11 protein-coding genes are annotated in these 12003 nt (G+C 74.1%); 3 read left to right on the plus strand and 8 right to left on the minus strand.

Going from position 1 to position 12003, the window contains the following annotated elements; all coding sequences use genetic code 11:
* Positions 1-432 precede the first annotated feature (432 nt).
* Positions 433-1257 (minus strand): rhomboid family intramembrane serine protease, encoded by an 825-nt coding sequence (locus tag ACWEQO_RS34240; protein WP_452986425.1) that lies wholly within the window; start codon positions 1255-1257, stop codon positions 433-435.
* Positions 1258-1390: 133 nt separating this feature from the next.
* Here ACWEQO_RS34240 and ACWEQO_RS34245 point away from each other — a divergent pair, with 133 nt between their 5' ends.
* Entirely contained in the window at positions 1391-1807 is a 417-nt protein-coding gene (locus tag ACWEQO_RS34245) for a hypothetical protein (protein WP_452986426.1), read from the plus strand.
* Here the strand turns inward: ACWEQO_RS34245 and ACWEQO_RS34250 are convergent.
* Positions 1791-3161, minus strand: a complete 1371-nt coding sequence (locus ACWEQO_RS34250; RefSeq protein ID WP_452986434.1) for an FAD-dependent oxidoreductase — start codon at positions 3159-3161, stop codon at positions 1791-1793. The genes ACWEQO_RS34245 and ACWEQO_RS34250 overlap by 17 nt on opposite strands.
* Positions 3162-3300: 139 nt before the next feature.
* Positions 3301-4356, minus strand: a complete 1056-nt coding sequence (locus ACWEQO_RS34255; protein WP_452986427.1) for a DUF4349 domain-containing protein — start codon at positions 4354-4356, stop codon at positions 3301-3303.
* 158 nt (positions 4357-4514) lie between these two features.
* Between ACWEQO_RS34255 and hemG the strand changes: the two genes are divergently transcribed.
* Together hemG and hemQ are read left to right on the plus strand one after the other, a co-directional pair.
* Positions 4515-5975: a protoporphyrinogen oxidase gene (hemG, locus tag ACWEQO_RS34260; protein ID WP_452986428.1), complete on the plus strand. Its 1461-nt coding sequence runs from the start codon at positions 4515-4517 to the stop codon at positions 5973-5975.
* Between the two features lie 5 nt (positions 5976-5980).
* Positions 5981-6712, plus strand: coding sequence for a hydrogen peroxide-dependent heme synthase (gene hemQ / locus ACWEQO_RS34265; protein ID WP_361460630.1), 732 nt, complete (start codon positions 5981-5983; stop codon positions 6710-6712).
* Here hemQ and ACWEQO_RS34270 read toward each other — a convergent pair whose 3' ends face one another.
* From ACWEQO_RS34270 to ACWEQO_RS34290, 5 genes are all read right to left on the minus strand, one after another.
* A complete protein-coding gene (locus tag ACWEQO_RS34270; RefSeq protein ID WP_452986429.1) occupies positions 6713-8389 on the minus strand; it encodes an alpha/beta fold hydrolase in 1677 nt (558 codons plus the stop codon).
* Positions 8390-8478: 89 nt separating this feature from the next.
* Entirely contained in the window at positions 8479-9309 is an 831-nt protein-coding gene (locus ACWEQO_RS34275; protein ID WP_452986431.1) for a TIGR04222 domain-containing membrane protein, read from the minus strand.
* Between the two features lie 130 nt (positions 9310-9439).
* Positions 9440-10768 carry a DUF692 domain-containing protein gene (locus ACWEQO_RS34280; protein ID WP_361460627.1) on the minus strand — a complete coding sequence of 443 codons (1329 nt, stop codon included), beginning with the start codon at positions 10766-10768 and terminating at the stop codon, positions 9440-9442.
* 200 nt (positions 10769-10968) lie between these two features.
* Entirely contained in the window at positions 10969-11685 is a 717-nt protein-coding gene (locus ACWEQO_RS34285; RefSeq protein ID WP_452986432.1) for an aminoacyl-tRNA hydrolase, read from the minus strand.
* A 37-nt stretch (positions 11686-11722) separates the two neighbouring features.
* Positions 11723-11899, minus strand: coding sequence for a hypothetical protein (locus tag ACWEQO_RS34290; protein ID WP_452986433.1), 177 nt, complete (start codon positions 11897-11899; stop codon positions 11723-11725).
* Between the last annotated feature and the right edge of the window lie 104 nt (positions 11900-12003).

Here is a 12003-nt window from a genome sequence, read left to right on the forward strand (position 1 = left end):
CCCGCCTCCCTGTGGATACCGCATGCCCCGGTGATACCGCACGGGCGACGAACCGTCAGCCCCTACGACACCACGAGTTCAACTTCAGTAACCGGGGAACTCCGGCTATGTTCCGCGCCGCCTTGTGATGCGGCACCTTCGACGTGGGGCGCTCGGGGGCCCTGTCGGACTCGGCTGTGAGCTCCTGGGGGTCTTCACTCCGAGCCGTGATGGATAGGCTCGGAGTGATCCCTGTGGGGCGCTTCCTGTCTGACGGAGCATCAGGAAAGTCAGCAATGGGTCAGCATGAGTCCTGCCAGAGGCTCAAAAACTTGGCAAAGCATGCAGGTGATTGCATCATTCAACAATCGTTGGCCGGCCCGGGAATGCAAACGTCTCTTATGCAAAGCGGTTCTGGGTTTCCTTGTGCTGCCCGGCCCCGGGTATGCGGCCCTACCAGTCCCCTCGGGTCTGCCGTCCGAAGAGGATGCCGTTCGGTTCGGGCGGTGGGGGAGTGCCCGGTTTGAGGGGCCAGGCGATCAGCATGCCGACGACGAAGCCAACCACGTGGGCCGCGTACGCCACCGTCCCGGCGCCGGTGATGCCCGCCCCCGCCGAGTAGGCCGCCTGCAGCACGAACCACAGGCCCAGCACGATCCAGGCCGGCAGGCGCAGGGGCAGGAAGATCAGGAAGGGGACGAGGACCCAGACCCGGGCCCTCGGGTAGAGGACCAGATAGGCACCCAGCACCCCGGCGATGGCTCCCGAAGCGCCGATCAGGGGAGTGGTGGCGTTGGGGTTCGTGAGTGCGAATCCGTATGCGGACGCGTAGCCGCAGAGCAGGTAGAACAGCAGGTACCGCAGACGGCCCATGCGGTCCTCGATGTTGTTGCCGAAGATCCACAGGAAGAGCATGTTGCCCAGCAGGTGCAGCCAGCCGCCGTGCAGGAACATCGCCGTCAGCACGCTCAGCTCGGGTGACTTGTCGTAGCCGGGCGGTCCCACCAGGCAGCCCGGCCCCTGCGGGCCCACCCCCGTGCCGCCGGTGGGCACCAGGCGCGGCAGCTGGTGGTGGATCAGTTCCCGCGGCACGGCCGCGTACTGGTCCAGGAACGCCTGTAGGTGACAGAACTCCGCCAGGCTGCCCCCGCTGCCCGTCAGGGAACCGGCGACACCGGGCGTGAGGAACACGAAGGCGACGAAGTTCGCGGCGATCAGCGCGTACGTCACCCAGGGGGTGCGCCGCGCCGGATTCACGTCATGGACCGGGATGACCACATCCCACGTGTGCCCGCCCGGCCACCGGTGGAATCAGTGGTCGTCCTGAACGCCGCCGTCCGGGCGTGCGTATCCCTTCCCAACCGCCCGCGGCGCGGGGAAGGGGCCGCGGGGTCGACGTGAGGAACAGGCGATGGACGACCGAGGGACCGTTGTGATGCAGGCGCTGCCCGACGGCGAGGCGGAACTCACGCTCGTGGTGCGGCTTCCCTGGGAGGACGTCGCCCGGCTCGGCCAGGAGGCGGGACGGCTCGCCGCCCAGAAGCAGCGGCCGGTGACGCTGGACGAGGCGGTGAGCCACCGCCTGCGCTCCGCGCGGCCCGCCGCGGCGTACGCGCGGCCGGCCGGGGAGCAGTCGTCGGCCGTGGCCTCCGGCACGTCCGGCGCGTCCACCACCGTCGGTGCGTCCGGGACGTCCGCCGCCGCGGGCGTCTCCGGTGGTTCCGGTTCCTCCGTGTCGTCCCTGCCGCCCCGGCCCGCTGCCGACCAGGTGCGGCCTCCGGCCGAGCAGGCGCGGCAGGCGATCGAACGGCTCAACGGGACCGCGTAGCACCGGCAGGGGACGTCGGGTTTCCCGCCGTGGCGCGGATTCTCGCCGTCGCCTTGCGGGCCGCCACCAGGACCGGGTCCCAGGTGGGGGAGAAGGGCGGCGCGTAGCCCAGGTCCAGCATCGTCATCTGCTCCACCGTCATCCCGGCGGTGAGGGCGACCGCCGCGATGTCGACGCGCTTGCCCGCACCCTCCCGGCCGACGATCTGGACGCCGAGGAGGCGGCCCGTGCGCAGCTCGGCGAGCATCTTCACCGTCATGGGGGAGGCGTTCGGGTAGTAGCCCGCGCGGCTGGTCGACTCGATGGTGACCGACTCGAACCGCAGCCCCGCGCGGTGGGCGTCCTTCTCCCGCAGACCCGTGCGCGCGATCTCCAGGTCGCAGACCTTGCTGACCGCCGTGCCGACCACGCCCGGGAAGGTGGCGTAGTCGCCGCCGACGTTCGAGCCGATGACCTGGCCGTGCTTGTTGGCGTGCGTGCCCAGCGGGATGTGCCGCTCCTGCCCGGAGATCAGGTCGAGCACCTCCACGCAGTCGCCGCCCGCCCAGACGTTCTCGTGCCCGCGCACCCGCATCGACCGGTCGGTGAGCAGCCCGCCGTGTTCCCCCAGGGGCAGCCCCGCCGCCCGCGCCAGGCCGGTCTCGGGCCGCACCCCGATGCCGAGCACCACCACGTCCGCCGGGTACTCGGCGTCCGCGGTGGCCACGGCCCGCATCCTGCCATCGTCCCCGGTGACCAGCCCGGTGACCTCGGCGTCGTTCACCATGGTGATGCCCAGGCCCTCCATCGCCTTGTGCACCAGGAGCCCCATGTCGGGGTCCAGGGTCGCCATCGGCTCCGGGCCCCGGTTGACGACCGTCACCTCGTAGTCGCGCCTGATCATCGCCTCGGCCATCTCCACGCCGATGTAGCCCGCGCCGACGACCACCGCGCGGCGGCCGTCGGTGCGGGCCAGCGTGTCCAGCAGCGCCTGGCCGTCGTCCAGGGTCTGCACGCCGTGCACCCCGGGGGCGTCCATGCCGGGCAGCTCCGGGCGGACCGGCCGCGCGCCGGTCGCGATCACGAGCTTGTCGTACGACGTCCAGGACTCGGCCCCCGACTCGACGTCCCGCGCGCGGACCCGGCCCCGGTCCGGGTCGATCTCCGTGACCTCGGTGCGCAGCCGCAGGTCGATGTCCCGCGCGCGGTGCTCCTCGGGGGTACGGGCGATCAGGGTGTCCCGGTCGGTGATGTCACCGCCCACCCAGTAGGGGATGCCGCAGGCCGAGAACGAGGTGAAGCGACCGCGCTCGAACGCCACGATCTCCAGCTCGTCCGGCCCCTTCAGCCGGCGGGCCTGGGACGCCGCGGACATCCCCGCGGCGTCCCCGCCGATCACCACCAGGCGCTCCCGCGCGGACGTGCGCGTGTCCGTACTCGTGCTCGTGCTCCGGCTCGTGTGCTCGTTCGTGCTCATACGAACACGCTACGGGGCCGCGTACTTCGGGTCCGGCTTACGGGGTCTCCTCCGGCGCCCGAGCCGGTGCGGGCGCGGGCACCGGCGTGGACACCGGCTCAGGGCGCGTGCGGCGGCGCGACCGGGGACGTACGGCCTTCAGCCACAGGAGGGCGCCCAGCGCCGCCACCGCCGCGAACGGCAGTGCCGCACCCAGCGCCACCGCGATCCAGCGCAGCATCGTCACGAACGCCCCCCAGCCGCCGGCGAGCGCGTCCAGGAACCCGGGATCGTCGTCCTTCGCGGGCCGTTCCACCGGCGTCTCGGACAGGGTCAGGGTGATGGTGGCCAGGCTGGTGCGGTCCTTCAGGGACTCCTGTCGGGCGAGCAGCGCCTCCAGGTCGGCCTGGCGGGTGCTGAGTTCGCCCTCCAGGGTGACCACGTCGCTGAGCCGGGTGGCCCGGTCCATCAGTTCGCGGATCCGGGCCACGCTGGCGCGCTGCGTCTTGATCCGGCTCTCCACGTCGACGACCTGGTCGGTGACGTCCTCCGCCTTCGCGCGGCGTTCGACGAGCTTGCCGGCGCCCTCCAGTTCCGTGAGCACCGCGTCGTACTTCTCCACGGGCACGCGCAGCACCACGCGCGTGCGCTCACGGCCCTTCCCGTCCCGGCGGGTGGTCTCGTCGCCGATGTAGCCGCCCGCGTTCTCGGTGGCCGTGCGGGCCTCGTCCAGGGCCTTCGGCGCGTCCTCGACCTGCACGGTCAGTGAGGCGGTGCGGATGATGTGGGCCGTGCCGCTCCTGTTCGCGGGCGGCACCGTCGCCCGCGGGCCCTCCGCCGAGGAGCCGCCGGGCGCCCCGTCCCCCGCTGCCGCTCCGGCCGCCCCCGCCGCTTCCTCCGTGCCCGCCTGGGCGTCCGCCTGCGCGGCGGCGGCCTTGTCGGCGGACGAGGCCGCGCCGGAATCGGAGTCCGAGGCGCCGCATCCGGTCAGGGCGAGAGCGGCGGCCAGCAGCAGACCGGCCATCGCGTGGACCGGCCGGCCGGGCCGACCGGGGCGGCCGGACCGTACGGGTCGGCCGGACCGTACAGCTCGTACGGGGCGTCGTGTGCGCATGCGGGTTCCCCCCAGGGGTTGTGGACCACTGACGTTCCTTCGACGCCGGGGGCGGGCCGGACGTTGGCGCGAAACGGTCCCGAAGCGGTCACGGTAGGGACTCGGCAGGGCCGGATGGCCCTGGTGGGAACGCGGGCCGAGTCTGAGAGGGTGGAGCCATGAGCGGATCACGTGCGGGCGCGGAACAGCAGGTCGTCGTCGTGGGAGGCGGCATCGCCGGCCTGGCCGCCGCGCACCGGCTGCTCGGACGCGGGGCGCGGGTGACCGTGCTGGAGGCCTCGGACCGGGTCGGCGGCAAGCTGCTGCCCGGCGAGATCGCGGGCGCGCGCGTGGACCTCGGCGCCGAGTCGATGCTGGCCCGCCGTCCGGAGGCGGTGACCCTCGCCCGTGAGGTGGGCCTCGGCGACCGGCTCCAGCCCCCGGCCACCGCGACGGCCTCGCTGTGGACCCGCGGCGCCCTGCGCCCCATGCCCAAGGGCCATGTCATGGGCGTCCCCGGCACGGCCGCCGCCCTGGCCGGTGTGCTCTCCGACGAGAGCCTCGCCCGGATCGAGCGCGACGCCGAACTGCCCCGCACCGAGGTCGGCGACGACATCGCCGTCGGGGAGTACGTGGCGGCCCGGCTGGGCCGCGAGGTCGTCGACCGGCTGGTCGAGCCCCTGCTGGGCGGGGTGTACGCGGGCGACGCGTACCGCATCTCGATGCGCGCGGCGGTCCCCCAGCTGTTCGAGGCCGCGCGCGCCCACACCTCCCTGACCGAAGGGGTGCGGGAGATCCAGGCCAGGGCCGCCGCCGCGCAGCAGACCGGCCCGGTGTTCATGGGCATCGAGGGCGGAGTGGGCACCCTCCCGCTCACCGTCGCCGAGTCGGTGCGGGCACGCGGCGGGGAGGTCCACACCGGCACCCCGGTCACCGAACTGCGCCGGGAACCGGCCGGCGGCTGGCGGGTGATCGCCGGGGAGCGGGAGCTGTACGCCGACGCGGTCGTCGTCGCCGCGCCCGCCCCGGAGGCCGCGCGGCTGCTGCGCGCCGAGGCCCCCGGGGCCTCCGCCGAGCTCACCGGCGTCGAGTACGCCTCCATGGCGCTCATCACGCTCGCCTACCGCCGTGCGGAGACCGGCCTTCCCGACGGCAGCGGGTTCCTGGTGCCGCCGGTCGACGGCCGCACCATCAAGGCGTCCACGTTCGCCTCGAACAAATGGGGCTGGATCGCCGAGGAGGACCCCGGGCTCACCGTCCTGCGCACCTCCGTCGGCCGGCACGGCGAGACGGAGATCCTCCGCCGGGACGACGCCGACCTCGTCGAGGTCTCCCGGCACGACCTGAGGGCCGCCACCGGCCTGGACGCCACCCCCGTGGCCACCCGTGTCACCCGCTGGCACGACGGACTGCCCCAGTACCCCGTCGGCCACCACGCGCGCGTGGCGCGCATCCGCGAGCACCTCGCCGCCCTGCCCGGGCTGGCCGTGTGCGGCGCGGCCTACGACGGTGTCGGCATCCCCGCGTGCATCGCGAGCGCGTACGCCGCCGTCGACCAGATCCACGGTGACCCGCCGCACGCCGTGCGGCAGACCACCGCCGACCCGATGCAGAGCCTCCACGGAGGGGCAGGAGAATAAGGGACATGAGCGACGCCACCACCACCCCCGACCCCGCACGGATCCCGAACAAGGGCAAGCTGGCCAAGGACCTCAACGAGGTCATCCGCTACACCCTCTGGTCCGTCTTCAAGCTGAAGGACGTGCTGCCCGAGGACCGCACCGGGTACGCCGACGAGGTCCAGGAGCTGTTCGACCAGCTCGCCGCCAAGGACGTCGTCGTCCGCGGGACGTACGACGTCTCCGGTCTGCGTGCCGACGCCGACCTCATGATCTGGTGGCACTCCGAGAGCAGCGACCAGCTCCAGGAGGCCTACAACCTGTTCCGCCGCACCGAGCTGGGCCGGGCCCTCGAGCCGGTGTGGTCGAACATGGCACTGCACCGCCCCGCCGAGTTCAACCGCTCGCACATCCCGGCGTTCCTCGCCGACGAGACGCCCCGCAACTACGTGAGCGTCTACCCCTTCGTGCGCTCGTACGACTGGTACCTGCTGCCCGACGAGGACCGCCGCCGCATGCTCGCCGACCACGGCAAGATGGCCCGTGGCTTCCCCGACGTGCGCGCCAACACGGTGCCCTCGTTCTCCCTCGGCGACTACGAGTGGGTCCTCGCCTTCGAGGCCGACGAGCTGTACCGCATCGTCGACCTCATGCGGCACCTGCGCGGCTCCGAGGCCCGGATGCACGTCCGTGAGGAGGTCCCGTTCTACACGGGCCGCCGCAAGGACATCGCCGAACTGGTCGCCGGCCTCGCCTGATCAGGCGGCGGGCCGGGGCTCCGGCTCCGCCCGGGGCGCAGGCTCCGCCCGCGGCTCCGGTTCCGGGCGCGGCGCGCAGGACGCGCGCCGCCCCGGGACCCGGCCGGTCAGCAGGTACGCCTCCAGATGGCCGTTCACACAGGCGTTGGGCCCGCCCGCGACACCGTGGGTGCCGGTGCCCCGCTCGGTCACCAGCGCCGACCCCGCGAGCCGCCGGTGCAGCTCCAGCGCCCCGGCGTACGGGGTCGCCGCGTCCCGCTCGGCCGCCAGGATCAGCGTCGGCGGCAGCTCGTCCGCCCCGGCCCGGACGTCCAGCGGCTGCTGTCGGGGCGCCGGCCAGAAGGCGCACGGCAGGTTCGTCCACACATTGGCCCAGGTCTCGAACGGCGCCCTGCGGGCCAGCCGGGTGTTGTCCCGGTCCCACACCGCCCAGTCCGTCGGCCAGGGCGCGTCGTTGCACTCCACGGCGACATAGACGGCGCGCGCGTTCTCCGTCTCCGCCGCCGCCTCGGGCTGCGGCTCCGCCTGCTCGACCAGCGGCCCCGGATCGCCCTTCAGATAGGCCGACAGGGCGTGCGCGCGATGCGGCCAGTGGTCGTCGTAGTACCCGGTCTGCAGGAACGCCGACTGCAACTGCCCCGGCCCCACCCTCCCGCCCGCCGGTTCCCGCGCGAGCCGCGCGCTCGCCTCCTCGTAGCTGCGGAGCACCTCCGCGGGCGTGTCGCCGAGCCCGTACACGTCGTGGTGCCGGGCCGCCCACGTCCGGAAGTCCGCCCAGCGGTCCTCGAACGCCGCCGACTGGTCGAGGTTGTTGCGGTACCAGATCCGCTCCGGGTCCGGGTGCACCGCCGAGTCGAACACCATCCGCCGGACGTGCGAGGGGAACATCGTGGCGTACAGCGCCCCGAAGTAGGTCCCGTACGACGCCCCCATGAACGTCAGCCGGGGCTCCTTCAGCGCGGCGCGCAGCACGTCCAGATCGCGCGCGTTGTTCAGGGAGTGGTAGTGCCGGAGCGCGTCGCCGGCCCGTTCCGCGCAGCCGCGCGCATACGTCCTGGCCTGCGCGACGCGCTCGCGCTTGTACGCCTCCGAGGGGTGCGCCGGAGCCTGCGTGGGGCCCTGGACGGACTTCTCCGGGTCCTCGCAGGACAGCGGCGCGGACCGGCCCACCCCGCGCGGGGCGTAGCCGACCAGGTCGTAGGCCCCCGCGATCCGCTTCCACCGGGGGAGCAGGCCGATGAGCGGGAAGTACGTGCCGTCGGCGCCCGGCCCGCCCGGGTTGTGGACCAGGGCGCCCTGCCGGGGCACCTCGCGCCCGCCGTCGTCCGGGTCCTTCCCGGTGGCCCGGACACGGCTGACGGCGAGTTCGATCTGCCGGCCGTGCGGGTGGGCGTAGTCGAGCGGGACGGTGACCGTGCCGCACTCGACGGCGCCGGGCAGGTCCTGCGCGTCGGGGCAGGCGCCGAACCCGATGCCCTCGGCCGCGGCGCGCGCGGCGGCCACCGCGGTGCCGCGCAGCTCGGCCGCGCCGGGGGCGTCCGGGGCCGGGGCGGCGGCCGGGGCGGCGGGGCCCGGGGCGGCGGGCCCCGGGGTGGCGGTGGCGCTGCCGGTCGACGCGACGGCCAGGGTGGTGAGCAGCAAGGACCCGGCGGCCGCGTGGACGACGGCAGTTCTCATCGCATGTTCCCTCTCGGTGCACGGCGGCGACGAAAGGGATGTTTCGTTCGGTGATCGGGGAAGGCAAGCACCGTTCGCCGGTGTCGGCGTCAATGCCCCCGTGCGCCCCCGGAGCCCTGGTCCTGCCGCGGGGACGGGTGCTCGCGGTGTGCGAAGGCCGCACGCAGATCCGGGTCACCGACCGCGCGGACGCCGCGCACGGCGACGGAGGTGAGACACGTACGCTCGTCACCGGCCCCGAGGGCGCCGCGGGTGCCGTGGAGCAGGGCGCCCAGCAGCCGTTGACCGGCCGGAGAGGCCCGGCGCGCGTACGGGTGGACCTCGATCCGCGCTATGACCAGACAGCTCAGGGTCAGGACCAGCGGCAGCGCGAACCACAGGGCGACCAGATGGCGCGGCGGTTCCGAAGGGGCCGGCAGCAGCAGGGCCGCGGCCCCCAGCCCCGCCACGGCCAGCGCGGCGAACCGCACCCGACGCACCCCGTCGGCGATCGTCGTGCCGGTGCCGTCGTCGGGCACGGCCAGCCCCGCACGGACCAGCCGGTCGGCCATGCCGCGCACGGGGTCCGCGGTCGCCGCGGCGGCCCGCACGGGCGCGATGAGGGACTGCCCCTCCGGGCCGATGGCCCCTATCACCGACCGCTCCATCTCGTCCCGCCCCCGCGGGTCGACCACGGTCACCCAGCCGGTGCGGGCCAGCAGCAGCCTGCGCCGGCGCGCCATGGAGACCAGGGCGACATCGGCGACCCGCCGGGGCCCGCCGCACAGGAACGCCGCCTCGTACAGCGTCAGGCCGTGCCCTTCGGCGGCGGCCGCACCGGTGGCGCCGACGGCCGCCGCGCGGACGGCGGCCAGACACAGCCGGGCACACGCCACACCGGCGACGGCCCAGGCCAACAGCAGGAGGAGGACCCAGAACACGCATTGTTTGTAAGGGACACGGGCACGGAAACACCATGCCCTTCTCACCATCCGGACGGAGTGTTGCGGTGCTGTGATGTTCCGCTCGGGTTCCCGCCCGGTCCCGGGCGGATCTCGGGGCCACGGCGGCTCAACGCCGCAGCAGCACCCGCCGCGTGGCCCGGGCCAGCCGCACCGCCGGCCGGTGCGACCGAGGCGTCGGCCCCGACCGCTCCCGCCACCACTCCCGCAGCTCCCGCCGCATCCGCCCGTCCTCCGGCCGCCCGGCGAGCAGCAGTTGCTCCACGAAGTCCAGCGCGTCCCGCCGGTACCCCCCGGTCATCGGCCGGCTCTGCGCGTACGCGAGGAAGGCGGCCCGGTACCCCTCGCCGAGCAGCACCGGCAACTCGGGCGCCACCTTGGCGACGACGCCCGCCCGCTTCGCGGCCAACGCCCGCGCCTGCACCGCCATCCGTCCCCGGTCGAACCCCTCGGGCACGGGCGTCCCGGCGACCAGCGCGGACAGCACCGCGGTCTGCGCGAGCGCGAGGCGCTGCCGCGCGGGTTCACCGGAGCCGGAGCCCGGCGTGGACCCGGCGCGCGAGCCGGCCGCACCGGTGCCCTTCGCCGCCCGCGCCCCGGCCCGCACGGCCGCCCCCTTCTCCACCGCCTCCCGGATCGACGCCAACTCCCGCTCCAGTTCCTCCGGTTCGGGGAAGTTCTCGTCCCGCTCCAGCAGCACACCGGGAGGGGAGACCCTGGACGCGAGGTCGGTGAGGACGTCCAGCACCGGCCGGGGCACGGGGTGGGCGTGGCTGTCGTGCCAGACCCCGTCCCGCTCGACGCCGCCCGCGACATGGACGTACGCGATGGCCTCCAGGGGCAGTTCGGCGAGCGCCCGCGCGGGGTCCTCGCCGCGGTTGACGTGGTTGGTGTGCAGATTGGCCACGTCGATGAGGAGCCGCACCCCGGTGCGGTCGGCCAGCTCGTACAGGAACTGGCCCTCGGTCATCTCCTCGCCGGGCCACGAGAACAGCGCCGCGATGTTCTCCACAGCGAGCGGCACGGGCAGCGCGTCCTGGGCGATCCGGACGTTCTCGCACAGCACGTCGAGCGCGTCCCGGGTCCGCGGCACCGGCAGCAGGTGCCCCGCCTCGAGCCGCGGGGAGGCGCTGAGCGGCCCGCCCGCCCGGACGAACGCGATGTGCTCGGTGACCAGCGGCGCCCCCAGTGCCGTGGCCCGCTCGGCGAGCGCCGCCAGCCGCCCCGCGTCCGGCCGCTCCGCCCCGCCGAGCCCGAGCCCGACCCCGTGCGGCACGACGGTCACCCCGCGCTCACGCAGCCGCAGCAGCGACGCGGGGAGATGCCCGGGGCACACGTTCTCGGCCACCGCCTCGACCCAGTCGATCCCCGCCATCCCCTCCACGGCCTCGGCGATCTCCGGACGCCACCCGATCCCCGTCCCCAGTCGCACCGTCATTCCCCCTCCTGCACCAGGCCCCCGTCGGCCGCCGCCTGACTCCCGGTCGGACATGAGGGGGTATGGCCCCGAAGACCGCGCCCGAACCGCGTCGCGGTCACCTTCAGAGGAACATTTGAGCTTTCGGGAAGGAACTGCCGGGCGGGAGCCGGTGAAGACGGCGCAGACGGCCACGGCTCCTGCCGCACCGGGCAGGGACGTCAGCGCAGGGACGGGTGGTCCGCCACCACGGTGCTGGAGCCGGGGGCGATCTCGGTGAAGCCCGCGTCGCGGACCAGGGGGAGGCCGCTGGTGAGCAGGGCCGGCCACCGGGAGGGGGCGGCGGGGCGGACCGAGAGGGGGAAACCGGCGTCGTGCCAGGCGGCGCGGTCCTCGTCGGTCAGTTCCCACCAGGCGAGCTGGGCGGCGTGGCCGGCCTGGGCCATGGCCTTGCCTGCCGACATGTCGAGGTCGGGGTTGAGCCACAGGACGGGGGCGGTGGGGTCCGCAGGGGGCACGGCCTCCCGGTCCTCCAGGTCGGTGCCGGAGACCTGGAGGCGGGCCAGGTCCTTGGGCCAGCCGTCCAGCGGGACGGGCGGGAAGACGCGGACCTCCGCCGACGCGCCGGTGACCGTGATGCCCGGCAGGGCCTCCGCGCGGCGCCACTCCGCGCCGCGGGCCCGGCGCACCACCTTGCGGATGCGGGCGTCCTGCCAGTCGCGCATCGCCCGCGCCCACTCGCCCTCGCCCGTCGACCGCTCGTCGGCCAGCATCACCAGCACCGCGCGGGCCGCCGTCTCCAGCGCGTCGGTACGGGCCGGGGGTGCGGCCCGCTCGATGCGCGCCACCAGGGGCAGCACGAACTGGGGTGCCGCGTCGCGGGCACTGGACTCATGACGGAAGGGGCTGTCGGTGGCAGGCGTCCGGTCGTTGTTCACCGGAACAGTCTGCCAAGCCGCCGGGCACCGGCCACCGTCACCCCGAGCAGGACGTCCGCTCGGCCTCCCGCCACTCACACACCGGGCACAGCGTCAGGCCCTTGTACGACTCCGGGTACTCCGTCGGCTCCCGGCACAGCACACACTCGGCGTACGGGGGCCCGTCGACCCTGGGCGGCCTGGACGCGTCGATCAGGCAGTAGTCGTCAGCCATTTCTCCACCCTAGGGTGCGTATTGAGTCGTGATCAATTGGTGGTTCGGGTGAGGTCCTTGAGCCAGATCATTGAGGCACGCAGGTGGAGGCCGGCGAGGTAGCT

It is taken from the genome of Streptomyces sp. NPDC004051 (genome assembly GCF_053604275.1).

Bases quoted from the DNA above. Each gene is read 5' to 3' on its own strand.
- ACWEQO_RS34245 (WP_452986426.1), top strand. From the start codon at position 1,391: ATGGACGACCGAGGGACCGTTGTGATGCAGGCGCTGCCCGACGGCGAG.
- ACWEQO_RS34250 (WP_452986434.1), bottom strand. From the start codon at position 3,161: ATGTCCGCGGCGTCCCAGGCCCGCCGGCTGAAGGGGCCGGACGAGCTG.
- ACWEQO_RS34255 (WP_452986427.1), bottom strand. From the start codon at position 4,356: ATGCGCACACGACGCCCCGTACGAGCTGTACGGTCCGGCCGACCCGTA.
- hemG (WP_452986428.1), top strand. From the start codon at position 4,515: ATGAGCGGATCACGTGCGGGCGCGGAACAGCAGGTCGTCGTCGTGGGA.
- hemQ (WP_361460630.1), top strand. From the start codon at position 5,981: ATGAGCGACGCCACCACCACCCCCGACCCCGCACGGATCCCGAACAAG.
- ACWEQO_RS34270 (WP_452986429.1), bottom strand. From the start codon at position 8,389: ATGAGAACTGCCGTCGTCCACGCGGCCGCCGGGTCCTTGCTGCTCACC.
- ACWEQO_RS34280 (WP_361460627.1), bottom strand. From the start codon at position 10,768: ATGACGGTGCGACTGGGGACGGGGATCGGGTGGCGTCCGGAGATCGCC.
- ACWEQO_RS34290 (WP_452986433.1), bottom strand. From the start codon at position 11,899: ATGGCTGACGACTACTGCCTGATCGACGCGTCCAGGCCGCCCAGGGTC.